The organism is Acaryochloris sp. IP29b_bin.137, assembly GCF_028285745.1.
Lineage (GTDB): Bacteria > Cyanobacteriota > Cyanobacteriia > Thermosynechococcales > Thermosynechococcaceae > Acaryochloris.
Genome location: NZ_JANQOP010000190.1, coordinates 1 through 23,121, shown reverse-complemented (window position 1 = coordinate 23,121; position 23,121 = coordinate 1). Strand labels below are relative to the sequence as shown.

Sequence of the window (23,121 nt, the reverse complement as noted above, 5' to 3'; positions counted from 1 at the left end):
TGTGGAATACTTGCATTAGGCTGAGCACTCAACCTGTCTTGAATCAACAATCTCTATCAAGCGTCTGTTGAGACGAGCGTCGCCTAGGTTGGATGTTCCCAATTCCTGAGCAGCCCATGTTTGCATGATATTCGGTTTCCTATGTTAGAGGTTAGGCTACACTTTATCGCATGCCTCAAACATCATCATCACCATGCTTTCAAGACTTGTGGGTAAGGCATAGGTCAAGAAATCCGCCGTTCCTTCATCATGGAATTGCCCAGAACAGTGATCGATATGCTCTCTCAAATTACGGATGACCTGCTCATGATCGTGTGCTAGACGAGCTACCATATCCGTCGCAGTAGGCAAGTCACCTGGATGTTCACTAATTGTTGAGTTATCCAGAAAACCCTTGGCAGTCCCCAGCGGATATCCACCTAATGATCGGATTCGCTCTGCACAAGCATCAACATTGGAGGTCAGGGTTTCATATTGTTCTTCCCAAAATTGATGAAGGGTCATAAATTGGGGACCTACGACATCCCAGTGATATTTCTTGGTCTTAATGACAAGTAAATATAAATCAGCTAAATCTTGATTTAAAAGTTGAATAACCCCTTGGCGTTGTTCAGTAGTTAAACCAATATTGTAATGTCGCATATGTATTATCCATTTTTTCTTTCCTTCCTCTAATCAATCAAATAATCTTCTTCCATAAATCCATCGCAAGGATGATTTCTTTGTTCAGTCATCAATCGCAAGACATAGAATTAAGTAATTTCAAACTGCAAATAATATTATACCTGCTAATCATAAAAAATAGCCCAGACATTAGAGTCTTATCTAACACCTAGACTATCTTGAATAAACTCTATCCTTACACAGCTAAGAACTGAGACATTCTGATTGAATACTTAAGAAAACATTCAAGCAAGAGACAACAGAGCTTCAATTATTTTGTTGAATATACGGTCACTATAAGGCCAAGAGGTGATTATAAAGACCGTGACCAGTGATTAATTCAGCAATCATTGAGAGGGTAAATCCCATCATCGCTAGACGACCACTCCAAGTCTCAGCAAACTGAGTAAAGCCAAGTTTTGCTTTTCGGTGTTCCATAATTACGATGCTCCTAATAAACGTTGATGATTTTGTTCGAGAAATCCTTTAAGTCAATCTCGATTTACCAAGTAAGAATCTCCAGAGATCGACTTACCCCAATAAGTGGATAATCCCCTTACCAGTCAAGACTTCTGTGAGTACTAGTAAGTCAAAGCCAATCATCGCGATTCGTCCACTTAAGGTTTCAGCAAAGAGGGTAAATCCGAAGAAATCTTCTGGTCTTTCGCCTGGCTCAGCAGCATATGGTTCGGGTTCAACTGCAAACTTATTCGTTAAGCCAGCTTCATCCTTAACATAACCTTTCTCTCTTTCTTCAGATGATAGTTCTTCTATTAATACAGCAGATAAATGCTCATTACTCATAAATAAGACTCCGTGATAATACTTGCGTTCGATGTCTTAAGTATCTAGCAAGCAAGACTCATCCAGCATCAGCATTAAGACATAAAGCGGATCCGAATGCTTATATCGAATGGGTGACCAATAGCACTAATCAACGGCCAAAAGCTTCAAGAGAGGTTTTATATATAAGCACTTAAATTAACTCTAAAACCGAGATATAAAACCTCCTCAGCTCACGTAATATCTAGTTTTATTTTTTACTCGCGACAGACGCGCATAGATAATAAAAGCTCTATCTTTCGAGAGAGATACCCTTACTTTATTTAGATCCTAGGGGAGATTCAGCCGCTCAATCTCTCAGGGTAGATATGAGTAGAAATCCACTCAGAATTTTGCATAGATCAAATGATTAAGGAGAAGAATATGCATCCTAGTTTTATTCATGTTTGCCGCCAAGTCACCTATACATTGGTATTGTCTTTTTCGATCTTAATCAGCAGTTTAGGGGCACTTCCCATAGATGCGATCGCAGCACCGAATCAGCCTCAACTGATGGCTTTATTTGGCTCCAGTCGGGCCGAACAATTGGATAATATGGCCAAAACCGATATCGATAAGACCTTCGGCAGCGGCACCAGCACCAAAGCAGAAGGTGCCGTTAAACAAGCCCAAGGTAAAGCACAACAAGATATTCAGACCACGCAAAGCGCGTTCAAGAAAGTTCCAGGGAAAGCCAAACAAGACATAGGACGAACTCAAAACGCCATTGGCAATCTGGAACAAAATATTGAATCTGCAGCGGAAGATGCCCAAGATGCAGTGAAAGAATTGTTTGACTAACCTATCGCATTGGGGCTGACTTCTGATTGGCCCATTTCAGATTGGTCTAATTCAAGTACAGAAAGGTTATTGCCCTCATGCTCAGAAAACTCTTTACGCAAACTGCTAGAGAAATTGCCGTTGCCTTTATCTACGGTCTGCTCTTGTTTTTCTATGCATTACCTAGTGCTTTTGGCAGCTAGAAGCTACCCTGCGTCACTGTTAATAGAGGCCAGGATTTGCACAGTACTTGTAAACATTTTGGCAACCATTTTTTCTATATTTAAAAAGCTGAAGCTAATTGCATCATCTACATTTAAATTGAACGGACTTCAATCCCATAAATCATTTACTGGGTGACGTTCAAGGGATTGATCAGCAGAAAACCAATCAATAAATAATAGGACTATAGGGCATGAAAAATTAGTACCTTAGATCCTTGTATACCCATCTAAATTACACCTATGCTGCAGGTGTGATGAGATATCAACAAAATGACATTGAAGGGAAAGTCTAATTTTCAGAAAGCAGGAGTTGACCCTACCAAAATTATTTTTGGGTCAATAATACTTGCTATTAGGCCATAGCTACCTTCAGAAAAAAATAATCCTTGGTTGATGAGTATCTGAAACATTTTGAGGACATTTTAATGAAAAAATTGATGCTTACAGCACTCACCATACTGCCACTGGTGACAACGCCGATGGTGGCACAACCTGCTTCAGCAGATGTGACCATTAAGGTGCCCGTCTTTAGTGGACAGAGCCGTTCAGCTGTGCAGGGGCGAAGAAACTCCCGTCGTGTCTATCCTCGGGCAAACACTCGACGAGCTCGTCGCATTCGCCGTCAGCGTCGACAATGGGTCGAGGGGCGATGGACCACTCGACGGGGAAGACGGGTTTGGATGCCCGGATATTACATCTTTAGATGATATTAAAACCTTGTCATAGCAACCTCATTGGGTCTATCTGATCCTAGGAGATGCACTAAACCATTAACCTCACACCTTTGTGGAGAAAAGAACGCTGTGATTACACAGTGCTTTTCTCCACTTTTTTGATTTAACTCGAACGGGGGACCCCCCTTACTGAGATCGCTCTGATGGGGCTGTTTTTTTGGCGAGCCAATAGTCCACGGAAACCGTATTGAAACTGCGACAAGCTAAAAGGATGAATAAGATTAGACCATAGACCAGCTGGTCCCCTGCTGCTTGCCAATTCTGGACTGCAGTCACCCCGAGCATTAGGATCACCATCAGGCTTGAGGTAACTATCAGCGCAATACGCGTTCGCCAACCAAGGATTAGGAGTCCACCCACAATCAGTTCAACAATGGGAACTAAAAAGGCGTTGATGCGCACCAAGGGTTCGGGGAAGTACGACGTCTCCATCGTTTTCACCATACTTTCGACAAAACCAGGGATATTGCCGATCCGTGTGAGGCCGTGATTGAGGAAATTGACGCCGATCAGAAGGCGAAGGAGTACGTATGCGATCGCAAAATCGGTTCGGTTCAACTTGAAAGTTCTAGGATAGTCAGTCATTGTTCTCAGTTAAAGCAGTACAGTGAGGGCCATCATCAGGAGAGGGGAGCAATCAGTCGCTAGCCCAATCTCTAACGCTGAGTCATCATTTTTTAGGAGCTGATCATGGGCAGATCCTCACTAAACTTCAAAACTGCAGGCATAGAGAGACTATCGTTCAAGAACGCAGCCGTTGCAAAAGACGATGGAAAGGTAATGTCTTGATCTTGCTTGAAGGGCCTTTTTGCGGGTGCCCGGCATTATGGAGAGTCACATAAAAGCAAGGAATGATAAACAGGGTAAGCAAGGTGGCTAAGGAGAGTCCAGCAAACACCACAATGCCCAAGGGTTGCAAAAACTCTGACCCTTGACCAATGCCGAGGGCGAGGGGAAGCATCCCCAGCACGGTGGTCATGGTGGTCATCAAAATGGGCTTGAGGCGTTGAGGCGCTGCCTGCAAAATCGCAGCTTGGCGATCTTGCCTGGACTGGCCATGGATCTGGTTGGCTAACTCCACCATAATGATGGCGTTATTGACGACAATCCCCACCAACAGAACCACCCCCACTATCACCGTGGCCCCGATAGCCGTCTGGGTAATGTAGAGCCCAAAAATACCGCCCGACAGGGCCAAGGGAACTGTAAACAAAATCACGAGGGGATCGATCAGCGAGTTATATTGCACGGCCATCACCACGAAGACCAGAAATGCCGCCAGTCCCCCTAAGGTTTGCAGTGCCTGCTGTAACGCTCGATTACTCTGCGCCGCTGTGCTGGGTAATCGAGACACGCCGTCTGGAAGGGTTAGGGTTGCTAACACCGACTCCACCTCCGCCAGGGCGTCACTTAACCGCGCTCCTTCGGCTAAGTTACCCCCCACTAAGTAAACGGGTTGCTGATTAATCCGCTGGATTTCTAGAGGGGCAGCTCCTAGCGCAATCTTGGCCACATCCGCAAGCTGCACAAACTGATTGCCCTCAGTGAACAAGGGGAGTTGAGCCAGCTGCTCTTCCGTTCGCAGGGATTTTGGATCCAGCTGAACGCGAATATCAATCAGACGATTTCCTTTCTGGAGTTGGGTAGGCACCCAACCCTCCACAGCCGTCTGAATCGTCTCACCCATCTGTTGAGCAGACAGGCCCAGGGCCGCAACCCGTTCCCAGTCAGGGGAAATTTGCAGTTCGGGTTGGTCTGGATCATTATCAGGTCGAAACCGCGCGCTCGTCACTTGCTCACTCAGAGCGCCTAACACTTGTCGTCCTGCTTGGCTGAGCTGCTGTGGATCTTCTCCCTGCAACAGCACATCCACATCAGCTCCTCGAATCGGCGAATTACTGGTAATTAATCCGCGCACCTGCCCCGGAGAAACACGGATGCGAGTATCAACCAAATTCAGCTGGTCAATCGCTTGGCTAACCTGCTGGGTATAAGCCTCCACGTCAGTGTTGGGCTTTAGGGTAATCGAACCCGACCCCCGCAACGGATTTTCTCTGAGATTCGTCCCTCGGATAGACCCCCCAGCCGTTATAAACGCGTAGGCAGTCTCTGGCTGTTTCGCCAAAATAGCTTCCACCTTAGCCATGACGAGGCGATTCTGCTCTAAGGTCGTCCCCACGGGGAACTGAGCCACCAATGAGGCCTGTCCTGTATTGATCGGCGGCAAAATCTCTTGCGGAATTTGCCCTAGCATCACCAGACTGCTGCTGCCGAGGATCAGAATCGCGCCTGCCACCACTTGCCATCGCCATTTCAAAACCCATCCTAACCCCCGACAATAGCTCAAGGTCGCGCGCTCAAACCGGTCTCGGAACTGCACTAACAGCCAGGTTTGACCAATTCGGCTCGATCTGCGAATCATCAATAACCGCGAGGCCAACATCGGCACGACCGTTAGGGCAATTAGAATTGAGGCGCTAATGGCAAAACTAATGGTGAGGAGAAGTTCATTAAAGAGGAGGGCAATAAAGCCACCAATCATTAAAAACGGTAAGACCGCCACCAAGTTGGTACTTGTGGAGGCCACCAGAGCCGATTCCACTTGACGGCTGCTCTGTTCTGCCTGTCTGAGAATTTGGTCTTGCGGGGAATATCCATTCTGCGAGACGGGGGGCTGAGTGCCCTGGACAATGGTCTCCAGCATGACGATGGCGTTGTCCACAACAATGCCGACACCCAGAGCTAAGCCGCCTAAACTAAACACATTCATAGAGAGACCAAACAGCCGCATCAAAATAATGGCGGTGAGGGTGGCTAAGGGAATGGCCAGCACAATAATCAGGGTCTGTCGTAGAGACCCCAAGAATAGCAGGACCGCCAAGGCCGCCAGCACCATCCCACTCAGACCGGAGATGGCAACATTCCGAATCGCATTGCGAATAAAGAGGGACTCGTCCAGGGTCGGAATCATCACCATCTCGGCAGGAATAATCTCTCGTTGAGTCAGCTCTGCCAGCTTGGCTTTGACACCATCCACCACCGCTACGGTATTGGCATCGGGCTGTTTTTGCAGGCTAATTTTAACCGCAGGCGTTTGATTGAGATTGACAAACACCCGCTGTTCCGCCGCTCCATCCACAACCTCGGCAATATCTCGGAGGTAAACCTGTTGGTCGCCCTGGAGGGCCTGCTGAGTGGTTGAGAGGGGAGCGCCAGCCGCTTCATTGGCAGAGGAAGGAGCAGCTACAGTCAGAATCAGGGATTCAATCTCATCGACGGACTGAAATTGCCCCATCGTGCGCGTGAGCGGTTCGCTTAGCCGTCCTAGGATCCGCCCTCCTGAAATATCCTGATTGCGGGCGCTCAGGGCGTCGAGAACCTCCGTGATACCCACACCGATGGTCTGCATCCGATTGAGGTCAAGATTGATCCGAATTTCTTCCTCTGCGGCCCCAGAGACTTCAGCGGATGAGACGCCAGGCACGAGCCCCAACTTGCGGCTCAGGGTTTCCTCTGCAAACACTCGGAGTTCTGAGTCGTCTAGACCGGGTGAGGTCAGGGCCATTTCATAGACGGGCAATTGTGAGGGGTCAAATTTAAACAGACGCGGCTGCTCAATCATGTCGGGGAGATCATTAAGGGCGCGGTTAAGGGCCGCAGTGGCATCGTTGAGGGCTTGGTCAATATTGCCACCGGGTTCAAAATAGAGGTCAACGTTGACAGAACCTTCTTGGGTTCGGGAGTAAATTTGCACCACCCCTTCTGTCGCCAGCAATGCTTCTTCTAGGGGGTCGGTAATTTCATCCACGGCGACATCGGGGGAAATACCGGGTGCTTCTAAGCGCACCCCAATCCGGGGATAGGTAATGGATGGCAGTAAGTCCACTTGCAAGGTCGAGAGAAAAAACAGGCCCAACACCACGATGGTCAGCGTCAGCATCAATACGCCTATATGCCGACGGATGGAGAGGGTACTGAAGCTAAAGGAAGGCCGATCCATTAGGGGTGCACCGAGGATGAAGATTCTGAAATGGCGCTCAGACGGACGGTGGCGCCGTCTTTGAGGGGTTGACTACTACGGCTGACGAAGGATTCGCCTGGGGTTAGCCCTTGAAGAATTTCCACCTGTCCATTGCGCTGGGCTCCCAACCGGACTGGACGGGCACTGACGCGAGGCTGGGGACTAGCTTTGTCAAGCACAAACAGAGTGGCTGAGGCTTTGTTCCGATCAGTGGATGGCTGCGGACGCTGCTGGGCTGAGGTGCGATCAGAAGACGGCTGTTTGGGTTTGGAGGAAAATGAACCCTTACGAGCTTGACTGGTCTGTAAGGCGGCCTCAGGTACCCAAATCCGATTTTGTTGCGGTTGAACAAAGCTGACGCGAGCCAGGAGCCCACCGCTGACTTTGCCGAGGTTATCCATCACAATTTCGATGGGTAACAACCGCGATGTGGCGTTGGCGAGGGGCGAAATACGAGTAATTTTGCCAGACCACTTTTGTTGGGGAAAGGCATTCAGAGTGATCTTGGCCGGTTGTCCCTTGCGCAGTTGAGACAACAGCCTGGCAGGGACTTGAACCGTAATTTTAATCTGTTTGAAATCCCCGAGACGCAGAATCGAATCGCCGGTCTGTAAGAGATTGCCTGCTTCGCTGAAGCGCTCCATAACGACGCCAGTTAAGGGGGCTGTGAGGACTGTAAAGGAGCGCTGCTCTAGGGCTTGGTTGAGCACAGATTGCTGGGCATAGACCCGTCGTTGGGTTGCATTCACGGTGCCTTGCTCAATATCTACTTGGGCGATGGCAGCCTGTAAGGCTTGTTCGGCAGTTTTGACGGCGGTTTGAGCCTGGGTGATTTCCTGGACACTGTTGGCTTGAGTATTCACCAAGGTTTGCTGAGTTCGCTGGGCTAAGGTGCGGGCCTGTTCTGCCTCCTGCTGGGAGGTCGCCCCTGCTTTGGCCAGTTGCGTTAATCGATCTGCATCCTGACGGTTTTGTTGGGCTTCCAGCCGGGCCGCTTCAATATTGGCGCGGGCGGCATTTTGCAACTGCAGAACATTCCCTTGCGCTTGAACTAGGGCGAGACGGGCTTGTTCAACGTTGGCCTTGGCTGCACCCACTTGACTCCGGACTTTGGCAACATCGACTACCTGAGCTTCTCGTTCAGCACGGGCGGTGTTGACCGTACCTGTGAGTACCCCGTCGTCTTGTTGTCCCAGGATCTGTCCTTTCTCGACCCGATCACCAACTTCTACCGCTAGTTTTTGCAGCTGTCCATCCACTTGCGATCGCACCATCACTTCTTGGATTGGTGCCGTCGTCCCCGTAAAGGATTCCAGGATTTGCTCTGGATTCGGTTTTGCGATCGCAACATCCACTGCAGCGGTTTTGGGACGACCTTTGGACGTCTTGGCATCATCCGCCGCTTGCACAGTACAGGCCGATAGCAATACCATCATTGCCAACCCTAATCCGTGCGATCTCAGATTCAAATACATACTTCACCTTCACCTCGCACTGACACTCCCCAGATGTACTGCATGGATTGAGTGGCAACAGGCCAAATGGAGTGTTAATCAGTCCACCCGCTGATTGATAGTAAAAATAATGGATAGTTCAAATTAAGAAGTGGAGTAACCGCTACACCGCATAACGTTTACAGTTTCTGAATACGGATGATTGATCGGTAGATCGGCTCAAAACAATCAACGCTTTAAGGAGTCTAGCTAGATTGTATGAGATTTCTATCGAGCATTGCTAGGGTCTATCGACATAAATCACCTAGCTCTTTTGACATAGTTCCATCTAGGTAAAAAGTACCAGTAGATTGAGAGTTGACGGGGTTCAATAGGTGGTTAGGACGATAATACAACCTGTCCTCAGCTTAAGCCATGCTCTACTGCATAGACGGCTGCCTGGGTGCGGTCTCTGAGTTCAAGTCTCATTAAAATATTGGAAACGTGGTTTTTGATGGTTCCCTCACTCAAGTTAAAAGCTTTGGCAATTTCTTTATTTGTGTTGCCTTTAGCGAGTAGCTTTAGTACTTCGAGTTCTCTCGTTGTCAGTGGTGTATCAGTTGGAAATTTAGGGACTTCGCCATGGCGTTGAGTTTTGAGTGAACCAATTAGTTTGCCTGCAACCTCAGGCGCGAGTTGAAACACGCCCGAATCAGCCAGCTTGATCGCTTGCACGAGATCGTGCGGAGGAATGTCCTTCATGAGATAACCACAAGCCCCCGCCAGTAGTGACTGTACAATTAGCTCTTCATCATCAAATGTGGTCAACATAATGATTTGACAATTGGCGAGTGATTGCTTGATTTGAGCCGTTGCCTCAACCCCATTTAGTTCAGGCATTCTGACATCCATCAGGATAATATTGGGGTTCAGGTCAATGGCTTGTTCGATAGCCTCTTTACCATTGGCAGCCATCCCCACCACCTCCAGATCCTCTTCCAGTTCTAACAAGGAGGAAATGCCTTCTCGGATAAGGTACTGATCATCAACCAACAAAATTTGAATAGCCATGTAATTTACTCGGCCCGGTAACTGATCTGGGGAGGATCCTGGGGGATACTGATGGCGAGCGTTGTACCTTGGGGCTGACTAGTGATGTCGAGGGTTCCACCCACCAAACTGAGTCGCTCCTGTAAGCCAATTAAGCCGTGAGTGGCTTGTTGATTGTTCTGCAACTTCCAGGCAACGACATCGAATCCCAAACCATTATCCATCAGTTCTAAGGTGATCTGTTGAGGACCGAAATTAAGGTGGATTCGGGCTTGGCTGGCATTGGTGTGCTTGTGTATATTGGTCAACCCTTCTTGGAGCACCCGATACAACGTCATCAGCTTAAGACTGCTGTAGTTCATACTCTCTCCGGCTTGGTTCAACGTTATATCAAGATCGCTATGATCCATGCGTCGGATCAATTCTTCTAGAGAAGCTTGAAAAGAAAACGGTTTTCCTTCCTGACGCAAGCTGCTAACGGATGCACGTACATCCTTGAGAGCATCTTGTACAGTTTCCTGGGCATGCTTAACCGCTTCATAGGCCCGGTCAGAATCTCGCTCTCGATAAGCACTGGCTTTTGCTAGTTGAATGTTAATCGCAGCTAAATGATGTCCCAGGGTATCGTGAATATCCCGTGCTAATCGGTTCCGTTCTTCTGTCGCTGCTAAGTCAGCAACGCGGCTGGCATAAGCTTGAAGTTGTCTATGAGAAGATTCGAGAGACTGCAATAAATGGGTAAGCTTTTGTTGAACCTGGATAGCCTCGGACATGGCTTGGGCCAACAGGAGCGTGAATAATAAGGCAATCAGTGAGCCAGTACTTCTGTCAATCAGACCGCCTAATCTTGATACACCTAATGGTGGTGATGGTCTGATCCCGCCAATATTGGCGGCACTGAGGACAAATAGGATGGCAACTCCTAAAAGAGCAATGACATAACTCAATTGTTGGCTGACCGTAAAGTATCCGTATAAAAGAATGGGTAAAAACAGAATTTTCGAGTAATGCAGATCAGTGATCAGACAAGCACCTGAAAACAGCGCTAACCTGACCAAAAACAAGAGTAAGAAACGCTTCTTGCTGGTCGGGGAATGGGTTCCGTTGACTAACGTCCAGAGTTCTAGCCCTATCAGTGCAAGAACGGTGCTGGCAAAGACAAAAAAACGTAGGCTGTCAGGGGCTGTGATGATGGAACGGGGGCCTAAACCACCATCCAGCCAATCTATAAGACCTGCAAACAGCACACAGATATATACCGCTAATGCAATGGAGCGGTATCGTTGATAAAGAAGATTTGAACCCTGAGCCATTGGCAATGATCAGCGTGCAGGGGTGTCAGCTCTAGAATAGTTGCTCTATTTAATGTTTGGCAATCCTAGCCATTTGGCCTATGACTAATGGCCTATAAATTTTTAGCCATATGGGACATGACATAGCCTGCAGCTTCTTTCATGCTCAGCAAATGTAGTCATCCAGATGATGATTAAATTAGCTTTGGGGATGACAAGGCGCTTGACATCCAGTATCAGCAGTAGATAGGGCAGTATGATTTCAAAGAAAATAGGGTGGCCGAAACGACTACCCTATCCACATCTCAAGCTGATATTGTCGAAGGCGATTGATTGGGAACTGTGATTTACGGTCGGCCCATTTCAGGCGGGGCTCATTCGATTACAGGCAAGTGATTGCCCTTATGATCCAAACACTCTTTACTCAAACTGTGAGAGAAATTGCCGTTGCCTTTACCTGCGGTCTACTTTTACTCTCCTATGCATTATCTAATGCTCTCAACGGCTAGAAGCTATCCCCCACCACTGTCAATAAAGACCAGAATTTACACGGTATTTGAGATCATTTTAGTCACCACTTCTTGGTAGTTTCCTTAATTGCCGCCTTTCTTGGGTTTAGTGGTATTGCTGTCGGTGCTGCTGCGATCGCAAAGATCTTGTTCTACATTTTTATCGTCCGTTTCATTCTTGTTTGGCCTGACCAAACGGGTTTAGTCCCTATCCAGCCGCATCCAGGACAGACTTATCTCTACCTTTAGGGGGAGAACGGTCACCTCCCCAGTTCCTACTTTGGGAAGATGATGCCCCCCTATCGGTCCCCATACACTGAAACCGAACGTTAAGGAAACCCTATGAATCAATTAGAAAAAGAACAAGCTCGCTACGAACAGGGCTATGCAGCTGGAAGTCGAGCAAATCAAAGTAATCCAGCAACCGGACTATTTGTGGGCATTTTTGCCGTCGCGGTATTGGGAATTGGCGGATGGCTTGTGTTTGCCCAAACCAATCAACCATCAACGGGAGATACGGATGTGATTAATGTCCCCAAACCGGACGCTCCCCAACCAGACATCAACATCAATGTCCCCAAACCAGAGATTAATCTACCTAAACCTGACATTGATATCCCAAACCCCAGTAATGAGAACACTGAATCCAGCTCTGACAGCTAGGCGCTCTATCCTATGTTCCCCATTGAGAGATGCACTGTCCTTTAGTAATCGGAAGTAACCTTTATGACACATTCTACAAACCGTCCATATCCCCAACCGTCATCCGATGAAAAAATCATCATCGATCACTCTGATGGGTCTATGCGTAAACATCGCGAAACTGTAAGCAGTGATGATCCAGCGATGGAAGCACGATTGGAACGAGCCCGGCTCGAAATGGATCGCCAACTCAAAATTCGAGATAACGATAATGCCGCTCGCGGACTCTTGGTTGGGGTGATTGCAACCACTTTCCTCGGACTTGGGATTTTAGCTTGGTACATTTTGACGAACCGTCAGAACACCGAAGTGACGCCCACAGTGGTCCCTGCTCAGCCCTCTGAACCCTCAACACCGCCTGATATCAACATCACCTTGCCCAATCCACCGGCAGCCGAACGCACCGAAATACCCGCTGCTCCACCCACCATTATCCAAACCCAGCCTGCTTCTCCTCAACCCACGAATCCTTCCAGTCAAGAGACGGTACCGTCTTCTAATTCAGAAGCCTCTTCTCCTGAACCCACTGGTTCTTCTGCCCCCTCAACCAGTGAAGAATCTACTGAATCCTCAGCACCCGCCCCTTAGGTCTGGTAGCTTAATCTGACGATACCGAGCCTGGAGTCCCATATGGATTCCGTAAGCCATCAACCCTACGGCCACCAGTGCCAACAAGCCTGGTCCGTAGGGTTGCTGTTTGAGGGGCTCCAATATTTCCTCAGACGTTCGCACTTTATTGGCATCAAACTCATACGCAGCCTGGATTATCACCCATCAAGACCAAAATGCCACAGGAGACAGCAACAATCACTCGCACTTGTTGATGAAAGTGATAAATCATTTGCTGCCGCCGTAACGCCGCCAAGCTCTGCAATTCTCAGAAACAAACGGAGCCACAGAATCTCCATTATGAAAAATATCCAAATTATGATTTCGTAAAAAGCCTATTTATCATTCTTTTACGAACAATTATGATGCAGACAAGGTTTCTCACGGATTGAAAGGAGGCATCGCAATGAAAACGATTGGTTATTCGGATGTAGGGCTAATTTCAGCGAAAAACTTTCTTGTCGAATTTGGGGTAGATGCGCCTTAGCTCGGTCCCACTGACCTACTTGGGTAAACACAGCACTACGGACGAAATCATAACCAATTGGAGACTTAAACATGAAAGCAATGCTCATAAAATCGTACGGCGAAGACGCGACGTTTGAACCTGCAGAAATCGAAAAACCTCAAGTCAAAGCGGGACATGTCCTCGTGAAGATCGCGGCATCGAGTGTGAATACGGTCGATACGATGATTCGTACGATGGGAAAGGAGTTACCACTTTCGCCGGATACGCCCGCGATTCTAGGCATGGACTTTGCCGGGACGGTCGAGGCTGTTGGCGAGGATGTATCAACCTATGCAATGGGCGACGAAGTATACGGCTGTGCAGGTGGACTGGCAGACTTACCGGGCACGCTGGCTGACTACATGGTGGCGGATGCCAACCTGATCGCCCACAAACCCAAAAACTTGTCGATGCGTGAAGCCGCTGCCTTGCCGCTAGTTGCCATTACGGCTTACGAAGGGCTAACCCGTGCGGGCATCAAGCAAGGCCAAAAAGTTCTTGTGCATGGAGGTTCTGGTGGCGTTGGCCATGTTGCTCTGCAACTAGCGAAACACTTTGGTGCCGATGTCTATTCCACAGGAGGTGGTGACAAACAGTTGGCCCTAATCGAAAAACTGGGTGCAACCGGCATCAACTACAAGACGGAATCGGTTGAACAGTACGTTGCCAAACACACGAATGGGAACGGTTTTGATTTGGTCTTCGATTCTGTTGGTGGTGCAAACATGCTTAATTCATTTGAAGCAGCAGCACTTAATGGTCAAGTGGCATCAACGGTTTCGCTGTGTGAGCTGGATTTGACGTTGGCCCACTTCAAAGGGTTATCACTGCATGTTGTGTTCATGCTCATTCCGATGCTGCACAACTTCAAACGCGAACAACACGGGGAAATCCTTCGGAGCATAGCTCAGATTGTCGAGTCAGGCGGATTAAAGCCCGTACTTGATGAGAAACGATATGCGCTCGAACAAGCAGGACAGGCACATGCTCGTTTGGAAAGCCGACAAGCAATGGGCAAAGTTGTCATTGAAAACTAACAGGGGAAACTACTGACACAACTGAATTCTCGCCAATTTATTGAAAAGACAGGAGATACAGAATGAACTACGACAATTTCACTACTTTCAACGTTAAAACTGAAAATGCGATCGCCTGGGTCACCTTCGACTATCCCCCGGTTAATGTTCAAGGTCTGCCCATGTTGGCCGATCTAAATAGCCTTGCGATATTGCTGGAACGTGATCGCGAAGTCAAAGTCGTTGTTTTCCAGTCAGCCCATCCAGAAATCTGGGTTTGCCACTACGACACAAACCTATTAAAGGATATGTCGACGGAAGCCGTCTCCCGCGAAGAAGCTAAGTTGCTGGATCTACAATCTGTTTGTGAACGCATCAGCAAGTTACCCCAAGCTACCATCGCCAAACTCGAAGGCTTCGCACGCGGTGGCGGTCATGAATTTGCCCTCGCTTGTGATATGCGTTTCGCAGCACGGGGGAAATTTCAGTTTATGCAGATGGAAGTCGGCATGGGTATCTTGCCCTGCGGTGGTGGTGCATCCCGTATGGCACGTCAGGTCGGACTGGGTCGGGCATTGGAAATTATCCTCAGCGCCCGTGACTTTGATGCGGACGAAGCCGAAGCATACGGCACAATCAACAAAGCACTCGAACCAGATGAAATAGGTCCCTATGTTGAAAAGCTAGCCAAGCGTATTTCTAAATTCCCAGCAGAGTCCATCAATGCCTGTAAGCAGGCGGTTTATGAGTCCATTGACAAGCCAATTGATGAAGCCCTCAAGGCAGAAGCTTACTGGCTCTATCAAGCAACCAGCAAGACCCCTGCCATTAAGCGTTTTACCATTGCTGATGAGAAAGGCATGGAGCATGACATGGAAAACCAGCGCAACTGGAATGATTTGGTTATGCAAGTTCAGGAAATAAACTAGTGAGCACTGAGCAAAATAAACAAATTGTCGGCAAGTTTTTTGAAAAATTTTCTGCGGCAGATGTGGCAGGAGCCCTTGAATTGCTTGATGATGTAGCCATTTGGCGAGCGATGGGGCGTGAAGGCGGCTTGCCCATGTCTGGTGAAATGGACAAGCAAATGATCGGTGAGATGATTGAAAATGTTAAGTCAGCCTTTCCGGACGGAATGAGGTTAACGCCAACCGGTTGGACTGCCGAAGGCGATCGCGTCGCGCTCGAAATGGAGTCTTATGCCGTGAAGAGTAATGGAATTGTTTATAACAATTTCTATCACTTCCTAGTGGTTCTCTCCAACGGCAAAATTACTTCTCTTCGAGAGTATCTAGATACTCTTCATGTAAAGCCAGTATTTATTGACAACTAACAGTATTAGGGTAATCATAAACGGCTCTAATCTTAAAAGCCATGTTTTTTCTCGAAGAGATACTTGACTGTAGCCTTTGAACAGAGAGGCTTTCAGACAGTTTTCTAAAACTACAGGCTTCTATCTGAGAGCAGTTTATCCCTGATCACCAAAGCACTTGTGAAGGGAGTTTACCATGCTCAAATCTATCGAAAAAAACCAGTTCAAACCAATTAATCGGGGATACAATTCCGTATTTCGTTCCAATCGATTAAGCCTTGGTCTGGTAGTGCCTATCGAGACTTATGGAATGGGGGCTGTGCCAACGATGAAAGATCATATTGAACGGGTGCAGCTGGTGGAAAAACTTGGGTTCTCTGCGGTCTGGTTACGGGACGTTCCTTTTAACGTACCCTCATTTGGGGATGCTGGTCAGACTTATGATCCGTTTGTTTATTTAGGCTTACTAGCTGGTCAGACTGAAAAAATTGCTCTGGGGGTTGCTAGCGTTATCTTACCGTTAAGACATCCTGCTCATGTTGCTAAAGCTGCTGCCACCGCGGATGTCTTGTCTGAAGGGAGAGTTATTCTTGGGGTGGCTTCAGGCGATCGCCCGGAAGAATATCCCGCTCTTAATTTATCCTATAGCGATCGCGGTAAACGGTTTCGCGAGAGTTTTGGGTATATCCAGCGCATGAGCGAGGATACACCAGTTTTCGAGAATAGTTATGGCAAGCCTTACGGTGGCATGGATATGTTACCCAAACCAGCATCTGGGAAACTACCACTGTTAATTACAGGAGGCAGCCAACAAGAGACTAACTGGATCGCCCAAAATGGTGACGGTTGGATGCTCTTTCCCCGCAATACGGCAATGCAAGCCCAAATAATTGCTGATTGGCGATCGCAAATCACCGCAGCAGGCAGATCCAATCAACCCGTGATGGAACCTCTATATATAGATCTGGTGGAAGATCCCGATACTCCTCCTTTACCAATTCATCTAGGGCTAAGGTTGGGAGTTAAACACCTGAAAAGTTATCTCAAGTCCCGCCAGGCAATCGGCATTAATCACGTCGCCCTCAACCTGCGCTTTAACAAGGCCGATGTGACCACAACTCTAAAAAAACTGGCAGATGATATATTGCCAGACTTTAGTAATGGAAATAATTGACGCGGCTAAAACCATGTCAAAAACAATTTTGATTACAGGGCTTTAGGTATTCTACCTGTTTAAATATTTGTGCCATAACTGTTAAACTTTATGCCTTTACCCAAGAAAAACTATTTCTCTTCTCTTGTAGCTCGGGATCCCCATGAACCTTATCGCGCTGCTACTCAACTAGAACTACTTTTTGATTTAGTAGTAGTAATTGCGATCGCAACTTCAGCCCATGGATTGACTCATGAGTTAAGTGAAGGTCATTTTGTGATGGGAATCATCAAATTTCTCCTAGCCTTTTTTATTTTGTGGTGGCCTTGGAATTTGTTTACCTGGTTTGCCAGTGGCTTTGATAACGATGATGCTGCTTATCGTATCAATGTGATGGTGATGATGATTGGCATTATGTTGGTGGCAGCCAGTATTCCTACTATTTTTCAAGGTGGAGCAATTCTCTATGGATTCATTGGCTATCTGGTTTTGCGAAGTGCCGCTGCTGTTTTATGGCTCAGAATTAAAAATAAGAGTCCTCAACTAAAAGTTACGGTGCAAAGGAATGTCATAGGACAAATAATAATCCAGAGTTTTTGGGCATATATCGTCTTTATGACAGAGCCTTGGAGCATGATATTTTTTATTTTAGTAGCAATTGCTATTGCTGCAGAACTCTTTCTTCCATGGTATGCGGGACAAGCAAAAAATACCCCTTGGCATCGTCATCATGTTATTGAACGTTTTGGTTTACTGAATATTATTGTTTTAGGAGAAATTTTGCTTAGTAGCGTTCATGCTATTGAAGCAGCTACTAGTGGTGATTTTAATCCTTCTCTGATGGTTCTAGCGATCAGCAGTGCAGCGATCTCTTTCACTATGTGGTGGCTTTATTTTTGTGAAGAAGAGCATTTGGAAAGTATAGAAAATAAACGTACTTTTGTTTGGGCATATGGTCATTTCGTCGTATTTGCATCAGGAGCGGCGACGGGAGCAGGTTTAAACCTTATGGTAGACGTGTTGAATGCAACACATTCTTCTGAGGAACACTTATCACTAACAACTGCAGCTTGGGCAGTTACAATTCCTCTCGCTTTATACGTAATCGGTTTATGGTTAGTACGAGATCGCTATCAATTAAATAATTTGAATAGCTCCTGCTTACTCTTTTTTGCTTTATTGATTTGCTTGAGCGCATTGTTACCCTATCAGCCAATTTTTTCATTAGTGTTATTAATTGCTTGTCTATCATTTAGGTTAAGCGTTGCTAATAATTCTGAAGCGAAACTAAAAAGCTAAGAATAATCGGTCGTGCCTCAAACAGTTGTGGGGTAGTAAAGCATATCATTCCAACGCCATGCACAATCAGCTAATCCTGCTCTTTGGGCTGCTGTTGTTTTCAGGCGACTGTGAGTCCAAAGCCAATTGAAGTAACCTACCACTAACCGAGCTGTAACCTTTGTTTGGTCCCAGACTTTGCCAAACTTACTCTGATGGCGATGCCATCTTCCTGTTTACTGACGGACAATCCCATTGGTGCGCTCCAAGCGTTGTGTTCGGTCTTTACCGATGTAGTGGCTAATCTCTGGGGTTAGGATACGCTCATAACCACCCCACTCATCACTATTCCAATTCTTGCAATCAGTCTTGCCTTCAGTGCTGCTCATTAGTTCATCCAATAATGAGTCGGTATGTTTGCCGACCCGATAGGTCAATATCAAACCACTATTTTTGCCATATTTATACACTTTAGAATGACTGCACAGTGGGCATTGCATAGGCACTTTAGCAGGAGAGGAAAAGTTCTATTCTAGACAACCTACACTTTATTGAGGCACAACCGAATTTTCGGCTGCTTCAGGCCAATATTTTGACAACGATCAAGGTCAGTTTGCTGAGTAGAAACCTTGAATTTATAGATCTCAAAGGTTGTAATGCAATCATCACAAGGTTTTCAGCCTTGTGAACTGATTTTCCAATAGCTAGTACCCTACTTCGTTATGACCCATAGGCACATAATCACCAACGCATAGAGGTAAACATCAGTCATCCTTTTGTTCTGGTTCCATATGCAGCGAGAAATATTGCCACGGCTTCACGACATTGGGTTTTAAGTGCAGATTTTCCAGGTGGTTCCTTGCCGATCTGAGTTTGTAGCAAATCCACCCCCAGCATTAAACCAATGAGTTGTTCTGCGGCGCGACGTGGATTCTCAACCTCAAGCAGCTCCGCCTTCGCCTGACTAGCAACGTAATCGGTCAGTTGCTGGATGGCGCGAGCGGGTCCCGCCTGATAAAACGCCTCGCCCACTTCCGGATGCGCAATCGCTTCAGCCGTAGCCAATCGGTTCCAATAAGTCTGGTCTGGAGATAGAACGAACGACAGAAATACATCCCCGAAGCGAATCAGATCGTCTTCTGGGTCATTGGTTGGAATCAGCAGTTTTTTGAAAACAACACTTCCCTGTTCGGCATGTTGATTGATCACAGCCTCGAACAGCCCCGCTTTTGATTTGAAATGGCTGTAGACCGTCGGTTTCGTGGTTTGTGCTTCTGTGGCGACCTTTTCCAAACTCGTTTGCGAGTATCCCATCGCGAGAAAAAGTTCAGTTGCAACGCCGAGAATCCGCTGCCTTGTAGAGCGGGCTTTCTGAGTACGAAGTGGAAATTTTTTAGTGTTATTCATACCCAAATTTTACATGTTGCACTTAACTTTACTATACGGTATAGTAAAGTTAAGTTAAAACGAAAACTTTATGACATGCAATCCAAATAACGACCAGGTTATTCAAGCCGTACATTGGAGAATCTTATGCTGACTGGTATGAATCGTAGCCTGACCAAAGAACACGACTGGAACCCACTTCGCGTTGAGGGGGACCTTCCCAGAGACCTCAGCGGCACGCTGTATCGCTGCGGACCATTGTCCCGTGAGTCCCAAGGAGCCTTCATTCCCGACATCGTTCAGGGTAATGGAGGACTTGTAGGAGTTAGGTTTGCGGATGGCATTATTACTGGTGCGGCTCGGATCCTGCAAACTCGCGAGATGCTGGAAGAAGCTGCTGCGGGAAAAGCTCTTTATAGTCCTGCGGCTCCAAAGGTCGCGAATTTAATTAGTGGACTACAAGGCAAACTCAAAAACGTTGCTAACACACATGTCATCCCACAGAACGGAGAATTGTGGGCTCTCTATGAGTTAGCCCGTCCAGTCCGAGTCGATCCTGAAACTCTATATGTCCGTGAGGAAACCACACTCAATGGCGTGATTCCGAACACGTTCTCTGCTCATCCTCATCGGGTGGAGGTTCGGAAGGCGCTCTACAATTTTGGGGTGGTTAACAGGCGAGAACCACGAATTGACCTATTCGAACTGCCCGACCGGGGTTTACCTCGCAAGCTTGGCGAAGTCCCACTGAGCTACACCACCTTCGTGCATGATTTTATAGCTACACCGAACTATCTAGTTCTATTCATCTCTCCCATTCGTTTAGACGGTCAACGGTTACGCCTCGGTCTTGGTGAATTCAAAGATCTTGCTCACTGGGAGCCTGAAAGAGGTAGTGAGGTAATTGTTGTTCCGATCGATGCACCAGAAAAGGTGACGCGCTTTAACGTGCCTCCCTTCCACGTGTTCCACTTCGCCAACGGATTCGAGCGCGACAACATGATTTATGCGGATTTCTGTTACTACGACAACTTTTGGATGGAGTTTGAGGCGGCTGTAGGCGCAGACACTGCATCCCCAGGAGGTCCATTGACGAGAGCTAGGATCGATGTGGAACGAGGAACTTTTGATCTGGAACATCTGACCGAGCGAAAATCTGAGTTCCCAATCGTACATCCTAGAACTGGAGGAGCTGAGCATCGCACAGTGTTTTCCGTCACCCAGGCCTCTGAGAATGGTGCTTTGCGTAATAGCATTATCCGTCTTGAGGATGGTAAAGAGACATCCACACGGATGGATCTTGGCCATATTGCGTCGGAAGCAGTATTCGCACCTCGTCTAGATCACGAGCATGAGGGGTGGCTACTTCCACTTGTCTACGATCCCAAAGCTGATCAGAGCTACATCAGTGTCATCGAGACTGAATCGATGATGGAACAGGCGAGGTGCTGGTTCGACCACCATATTCCCCTCACCTTCCACGGCAGTTGGGTGGCGGCATAAAGATGATGGGGGAACTAACAAGCGACTTCTGAATGTATTCATTCTGAAGCGCTAATAGATAAGGAGCTTGCACTAACAGACTCAGATCCTGTTTAGGAAACAGTTGTATACGCCAAAATTAAATGTCAGTTCTCCCAGAATACTTTTAGGACTTTCCAGAATTAGGTGTCGTTCCCTACATACCTCAAACACCACATCTACAAAATATTATTGATAACACGCTTGGAGAAATCAAAATGCTCAACATCAAGAACATCAAAATATTTCTCATCCTTGCGCTTGCCTTCGTTGTCACCATCCTGGGCAACACGATGGTTGCATCCCAAAGCATTGATCCAAACCCCAAGGCTGCATCTGCCACCGAGATCGTCTTGAAGTCTGATGTTCCGTGGGGGCCGCTCAACCCCGCCCGTGGCGACCAAAGCCCGAAGGCGGGTCAGCTTTGGGGCGACCGCACTGGCTCAGGGCCGTCCGGATTTCTGGTTGAGTTTGTGGACGGCTTCTCGTCGCCCCCTCATATTCACAATGTCACCTATAAGGGCATGGTTATTCATGGCCTCCTTCACAACGATGATCCGGATGCGAATAAAATGTGGTTGCCAGTAGGCTCTTTCTGGACACAACCTGCTGGAGAAGTGCACGTTACCGCTGCCGACGATAGTAATAACCTGGCGTATATAGAGATTGAGGAAGGCCCCTATCTTGTCCGCCCACCGGAAGCAGCATTTGATAATGGTGAACGGCCTTTTAACGTCGATAAATCGAATCTGGTTTGGCTAAATGCGTCGAATATTACCTGGGTCGATCAGCCTGAAATGCCAGCCTCGATTAATGGAGCCAAGGTCGCCTTTCTCTGGGGTAACCCCCAGGATGACCAGTTAAACGGCACTCTGATCAAGCTGCCCTCCGAATTTACGGGAGAAATACAGAGCCACAACTCAACCTTCCGTGCTGTCGTGGTTCAAGGGCAACCCAGCCTCCACTCAGGTCAGACCAACACCCTGGAACCAGGCAGCTATTTTGGCTCAGAGGGAGAGACGGCGCATAAAGTTTCGTGCACAGCCAAGGAGGAATGCGTCATCTATGTGCGCGCTCAGGGCAAATATAACGTCGTTTCGTCATAGCCCAAGCAGTAACCGTACCAAATGACACAGACGATCAGGATTAGCAAGAGTCAGAGCTCGGAACCCAAAATACCGTCGTCGCGCCTGCCAATGAGTACCGAAGCGGGTATCCCATAGCGAAATAAGCAGGCATGTTATCGCTGGAACTAAGGCTGCGGGAGACGGTTTTCATTGATATGTTCTTATTCCTTATAACGAGAATCTCTGCCCCGTCAGGTCTTCTGATCGTGTCCATAGCTCAGTGGCGATATCTGCGCGCTTTGAGTAAGCAAATCGCTGTGCCGGGCCGACTGGACCGCTCAATTCCTCATATCCTTGGGGACCATAATATGTCCCCCCCTCTGCTGTCGCATCGAGCGCGGCAAAAAGTGCTGGCTTGGCGGCATCTGCATTGGAATGGATGTATTGGGACATCCCCTTGAGGCTGTCGTATTGTTCTTGACTCATCTCCTTGAAGAGTCCCGAATCTGATCCGCCGGGATGTACTGGGATCGATCGGATTCGGCTGTTCACTGCACGCAATCGCCGATTCAGCTCATCAGAGAACATCAAGCAAGCAAGCTTTGACTGACCGTATGCGATACCGCCATCTCCGCCACAGCTCAGGTCATCGAAATGAATCTGTGCCTCTTTGTGGGCAACACTGCTAAGTGATATGACGCGTGAAGAGGCTTCATTCGGCATTATGTCGATCAGCAATGCGGTCAAGAGAAAGTGGCCAAGATGATTCGTCGCAAATTGTAGTTCGATACCGGTGGCATTTGTTTGGGCCGAGTAAAGCAGAATGCCTCCGTTGTTAATCAATACATCGAGATGCGAATAACGGGCGCGGAATAGTTTGGCAAAATCGCGAACTGAGTCAAGATCACTGAGATCAACAATCATGACGTCGAGTTGCGCGTCGGCTAGTTGCTGTTGAAGTTTCTGCTTGGCAGCTTCAGCCTTTAGCTGGTTTCGACAAGCCATTACGACGTGATAACCTGCGTCGGCCATTCCAGCAGC

At 47.6% G+C, this 23,121-nt stretch carries 24 protein-coding genes and 1 pseudogene; 12 read left to right on the top strand and 13 right to left on the bottom strand.

What is annotated here, in order from left to right; translation table 11 throughout:
• Nucleotides 1-15: 15 nt before the first annotated feature.
• The 4 genes from Q0991_RS25170 to Q0991_RS13905 all read right to left on the bottom strand — a co-directional run bounded on the left by Q0991_RS25170 (nucleotide 16) and on the right by Q0991_RS13905 (nucleotide 1,467).
• Nucleotides 16-126 (bottom strand): transposase DNA-binding-containing protein, encoded by a 111-nt coding sequence (locus Q0991_RS25170; protein ID WP_366524956.1) that lies wholly within the window; start codon nucleotides 124-126, stop codon nucleotides 16-18.
• Between the two features lie 30 nt (nucleotides 127-156).
• Nucleotides 157-642, bottom strand: a complete 486-nt coding sequence (locus Q0991_RS13915) for a Dps family protein (RefSeq protein WP_299489342.1) — start codon at nucleotides 640-642, stop codon at nucleotides 157-159.
• A gap of 315 nt (nucleotides 643-957) precedes the next feature.
• Entirely contained in the window at nucleotides 958-1,101 is a 144-nt protein-coding gene (locus tag Q0991_RS13910) for a high light inducible protein (RefSeq protein WP_299489341.1), read from the bottom strand.
• Between the two features lie 93 nt (nucleotides 1,102-1,194).
• Nucleotides 1,195-1,467 (bottom strand): high light inducible protein, encoded by a 273-nt coding sequence (locus tag Q0991_RS13905; RefSeq protein WP_299489340.1) that lies wholly within the window; start codon nucleotides 1,465-1,467, stop codon nucleotides 1,195-1,197.
• 402 nt (nucleotides 1,468-1,869) lie between these two features.
• On the opposite strand from Q0991_RS13905, the gene Q0991_RS13900 reads away from it, so the two are divergent.
• Both Q0991_RS13900 and Q0991_RS13895 read left to right on the top strand, forming a co-directional pair.
• Nucleotides 1,870-2,286 (top strand): CsbD family protein, encoded by a 417-nt coding sequence (locus Q0991_RS13900; protein WP_299489338.1) that lies wholly within the window; start codon nucleotides 1,870-1,872, stop codon nucleotides 2,284-2,286.
• Between the two features lie 628 nt (nucleotides 2,287-2,914).
• A complete protein-coding gene (locus Q0991_RS13895; RefSeq protein ID WP_299489337.1) occupies nucleotides 2,915-3,196 on the top strand; it encodes a hypothetical protein in 282 nt (93 codons plus the stop codon).
• 153 nt (nucleotides 3,197-3,349) lie between these two features.
• On the opposite strand, the gene Q0991_RS13890 is transcribed toward Q0991_RS13895, so the two are convergent.
• The 5 genes from Q0991_RS13890 to Q0991_RS13870 all read right to left on the bottom strand — a co-directional run bounded on the left by Q0991_RS13890 (nucleotide 3,350) and on the right by Q0991_RS13870 (nucleotide 11,040).
• Complete coding sequence (locus Q0991_RS13890) at nucleotides 3,350-3,808, bottom strand: DoxX family protein (RefSeq protein ID WP_299489336.1); 459 nt, start codon at nucleotides 3,806-3,808, stop codon at nucleotides 3,350-3,352.
• A gap of 157 nt (nucleotides 3,809-3,965) precedes the next feature.
• On the bottom strand, nucleotides 3,966-7,223 hold the full coding sequence (locus tag Q0991_RS13885) for an efflux RND transporter permease subunit (protein ID WP_299489335.1): 3,258 nt from the start codon (nucleotides 7,221-7,223) through the stop codon (nucleotides 3,966-3,968).
• Complete coding sequence (locus tag Q0991_RS13880; RefSeq protein WP_299489334.1) at nucleotides 7,223-8,719, bottom strand: efflux RND transporter periplasmic adaptor subunit; 1,497 nt, start codon at nucleotides 8,717-8,719, stop codon at nucleotides 7,223-7,225. The genes Q0991_RS13885 and Q0991_RS13880 overlap by 1 nt, the downstream gene beginning before the upstream one ends.
• Before the next feature lie 381 nt (nucleotides 8,720-9,100).
• A complete protein-coding gene (locus Q0991_RS13875; RefSeq protein ID WP_299489333.1) occupies nucleotides 9,101-9,748 on the bottom strand; it encodes a response regulator transcription factor in 648 nt (215 codons plus the stop codon).
• A gap of 5 nt (nucleotides 9,749-9,753) precedes the next feature.
• Complete coding sequence (locus tag Q0991_RS13870; protein ID WP_299489332.1) at nucleotides 9,754-11,040, bottom strand: sensor histidine kinase; 1,287 nt, start codon at nucleotides 11,038-11,040, stop codon at nucleotides 9,754-9,756.
• A 560-nt stretch (nucleotides 11,041-11,600) separates the two neighbouring features.
• On the opposite strand from Q0991_RS13870, the gene Q0991_RS13865 reads away from it, so the two are divergent.
• The 3 genes from Q0991_RS13865 (at nucleotide 11,601) to Q0991_RS13855 (ending at nucleotide 12,818) form a co-directional block, all read left to right on the top strand.
• Nucleotides 11,601-11,777: a DUF1328 family protein gene (locus tag Q0991_RS13865; RefSeq protein WP_299489331.1), complete on the top strand. Its 177-nt coding sequence runs from the start codon at nucleotides 11,601-11,603 to the stop codon at nucleotides 11,775-11,777.
• 93 nt (nucleotides 11,778-11,870) lie between these two features.
• Nucleotides 11,871-12,191 (top strand): hypothetical protein, encoded by a 321-nt coding sequence (locus Q0991_RS13860; protein ID WP_299489330.1) that lies wholly within the window; start codon nucleotides 11,871-11,873, stop codon nucleotides 12,189-12,191.
• 63 nt (nucleotides 12,192-12,254) lie between these two features.
• The gene (locus Q0991_RS13855; RefSeq protein ID WP_299489329.1) at nucleotides 12,255-12,818 is read left to right on the top strand and encodes a hypothetical protein; all 564 of its coding nucleotides are present in this window, start codon (nucleotides 12,255-12,257) and stop codon (nucleotides 12,816-12,818) included.
• Here Q0991_RS13855 and Q0991_RS13850 read toward each other — a convergent pair.
• Complete coding sequence (locus Q0991_RS13850; protein ID WP_299489328.1) at nucleotides 12,801-13,001, bottom strand: DUF1206 domain-containing protein; 201 nt, start codon at nucleotides 12,999-13,001, stop codon at nucleotides 12,801-12,803. The genes Q0991_RS13855 and Q0991_RS13850 overlap by 18 nt on opposite strands.
• 396 nt (nucleotides 13,002-13,397) lie before the next feature.
• On the opposite strand from Q0991_RS13850, the gene Q0991_RS13845 reads away from it, so the two are divergent.
• From Q0991_RS13845 to Q0991_RS13825, 5 genes are all read left to right on the top strand, one after another.
• Nucleotides 13,398-14,384: a zinc-dependent alcohol dehydrogenase family protein gene (locus tag Q0991_RS13845; protein WP_299489327.1), complete on the top strand. Its 987-nt coding sequence runs from the start codon at nucleotides 13,398-13,400 to the stop codon at nucleotides 14,382-14,384.
• Between the two features lie 62 nt (nucleotides 14,385-14,446).
• Entirely contained in the window at nucleotides 14,447-15,292 is an 846-nt protein-coding gene (locus tag Q0991_RS13840) for an enoyl-CoA hydratase/isomerase family protein (protein WP_299489326.1), read from the top strand.
• Nucleotides 15,292-15,696: a nuclear transport factor 2 family protein gene (locus tag Q0991_RS13835; protein WP_299489324.1), complete on the top strand. Its 405-nt coding sequence runs from the start codon at nucleotides 15,292-15,294 to the stop codon at nucleotides 15,694-15,696. The genes Q0991_RS13840 and Q0991_RS13835 overlap by 1 nt, the downstream gene beginning before the upstream one ends.
• A gap of 175 nt (nucleotides 15,697-15,871) precedes the next feature.
• Entirely contained in the window at nucleotides 15,872-16,849 is a 978-nt protein-coding gene (locus tag Q0991_RS13830; RefSeq protein ID WP_299489323.1) for an LLM class oxidoreductase, read from the top strand.
• Nucleotides 16,850-16,939: 90 nt separating this feature from the next.
• Nucleotides 16,940-18,127 carry a low temperature requirement protein A gene (locus tag Q0991_RS13825; protein ID WP_299489322.1) on the top strand — a complete coding sequence of 396 codons (1,188 nt, stop codon included), beginning with the start codon at nucleotides 16,940-16,942 and terminating at the stop codon, nucleotides 18,125-18,127.
• 17 nt (nucleotides 18,128-18,144) lie between these two features.
• Here the strand turns inward: Q0991_RS13825 and Q0991_RS13820 are convergent.
• Both Q0991_RS13820 and Q0991_RS13815 read right to left on the bottom strand, forming a co-directional pair.
• A pseudogene (locus Q0991_RS13820) lies at nucleotides 18,145-18,606 on the bottom strand (IS1 family transposase).
• A 268-nt stretch (nucleotides 18,607-18,874) separates the two neighbouring features.
• A complete protein-coding gene (locus Q0991_RS13815) occupies nucleotides 18,875-19,513 on the bottom strand; it encodes a TetR/AcrR family transcriptional regulator C-terminal domain-containing protein (protein ID WP_299489321.1) in 639 nt (212 codons plus the stop codon).
• 126 nt (nucleotides 19,514-19,639) lie between these two features.
• Here Q0991_RS13815 and Q0991_RS13810 point away from each other — a divergent pair, with 126 nt between their 5' ends.
• A complete protein-coding gene (locus Q0991_RS13810; RefSeq protein WP_299489320.1) occupies nucleotides 19,640-20,995 on the top strand; it encodes a carotenoid oxygenase family protein in 1,356 nt (451 codons plus the stop codon).
• A 236-nt stretch (nucleotides 20,996-21,231) separates the two neighbouring features.
• Nucleotides 21,232-22,119 carry a DUF4437 domain-containing protein gene (locus Q0991_RS13805; RefSeq protein WP_299489318.1) on the top strand — a complete coding sequence of 296 codons (888 nt, stop codon included), beginning with the start codon at nucleotides 21,232-21,234 and terminating at the stop codon, nucleotides 22,117-22,119.
• A 189-nt stretch (nucleotides 22,120-22,308) separates the two neighbouring features.
• On the opposite strand, the gene Q0991_RS13800 is transcribed toward Q0991_RS13805, so the two are convergent.
• Nucleotides 22,309-23,121 (bottom strand): SDR family NAD(P)-dependent oxidoreductase (locus Q0991_RS13800; RefSeq protein WP_299489316.1); only part of this gene is annotated, 813 nt, incomplete at its 5' end.

What these genes read in the sequence shown, in the direction of transcription:
- Q0991_RS25170 (WP_366524956.1), bottom strand. Translation starts at nt 126, where the DNA reads ATGCAAACATGGGCTGCTCAGGAATTGGGAACATCCAACCTAGGCGAC.
- Q0991_RS13915 (WP_299489342.1), bottom strand. Translation starts at nt 642, where the DNA reads ATGCGACATTACAATATTGGTTTAACTACTGAACAACGCCAAGGGGTT.
- Q0991_RS13910 (WP_299489341.1), bottom strand. Translation starts at nt 1,101, where the DNA reads ATGGAACACCGAAAAGCAAAACTTGGCTTTACTCAGTTTGCTGAGACT.
- Q0991_RS13905 (WP_299489340.1), bottom strand. Translation starts at nt 1,467, where the DNA reads ATGAGTAATGAGCATTTATCTGCTGTATTAATAGAAGAACTATCATCT.
- Q0991_RS13900 (WP_299489338.1), top strand. Translation starts at nt 1,870, where the DNA reads ATGCATCCTAGTTTTATTCATGTTTGCCGCCAAGTCACCTATACATTG.
- Q0991_RS13895 (WP_299489337.1), top strand. Translation starts at nt 2,915, where the DNA reads ATGAAAAAATTGATGCTTACAGCACTCACCATACTGCCACTGGTGACA.
- Q0991_RS13890 (WP_299489336.1), bottom strand. Translation starts at nt 3,808, where the DNA reads ATGACTGACTATCCTAGAACTTTCAAGTTGAACCGAACCGATTTTGCG.
- Q0991_RS13885 (WP_299489335.1), bottom strand. Translation starts at nt 7,223, where the DNA reads ATGGATCGGCCTTCCTTTAGCTTCAGTACCCTCTCCATCCGTCGGCAT.
- Q0991_RS13880 (WP_299489334.1), bottom strand. Translation starts at nt 8,719, where the DNA reads ATGTATTTGAATCTGAGATCGCACGGATTAGGGTTGGCAATGATGGTA.
- Q0991_RS13875 (WP_299489333.1), bottom strand. Translation starts at nt 9,748, where the DNA reads ATGGCTATTCAAATTTTGTTGGTTGATGATCAGTACCTTATCCGAGAA.
- Q0991_RS13870 (WP_299489332.1), bottom strand. Translation starts at nt 11,040, where the DNA reads ATGGCTCAGGGTTCAAATCTTCTTTATCAACGATACCGCTCCATTGCA.
- Q0991_RS13860 (WP_299489330.1), top strand. Translation starts at nt 11,871, where the DNA reads ATGAATCAATTAGAAAAAGAACAAGCTCGCTACGAACAGGGCTATGCA.
- Q0991_RS13855 (WP_299489329.1), top strand. Translation starts at nt 12,255, where the DNA reads ATGACACATTCTACAAACCGTCCATATCCCCAACCGTCATCCGATGAA.
- Q0991_RS13845 (WP_299489327.1), top strand. Translation starts at nt 13,398, where the DNA reads ATGAAAGCAATGCTCATAAAATCGTACGGCGAAGACGCGACGTTTGAA.
- Q0991_RS13840 (WP_299489326.1), top strand. Translation starts at nt 14,447, where the DNA reads ATGAACTACGACAATTTCACTACTTTCAACGTTAAAACTGAAAATGCG.
- Q0991_RS13830 (WP_299489323.1), top strand. Translation starts at nt 15,872, where the DNA reads ATGCTCAAATCTATCGAAAAAAACCAGTTCAAACCAATTAATCGGGGA.
- Q0991_RS13825 (WP_299489322.1), top strand. Translation starts at nt 16,940, where the DNA reads ATGCCTTTACCCAAGAAAAACTATTTCTCTTCTCTTGTAGCTCGGGAT.
- Q0991_RS13815 (WP_299489321.1), bottom strand. Translation starts at nt 19,513, where the DNA reads ATGAATAACACTAAAAAATTTCCACTTCGTACTCAGAAAGCCCGCTCT.
- Q0991_RS13810 (WP_299489320.1), top strand. Translation starts at nt 19,640, where the DNA reads ATGCTGACTGGTATGAATCGTAGCCTGACCAAAGAACACGACTGGAAC.
- Q0991_RS13805 (WP_299489318.1), top strand. Translation starts at nt 21,232, where the DNA reads ATGCTCAACATCAAGAACATCAAAATATTTCTCATCCTTGCGCTTGCC.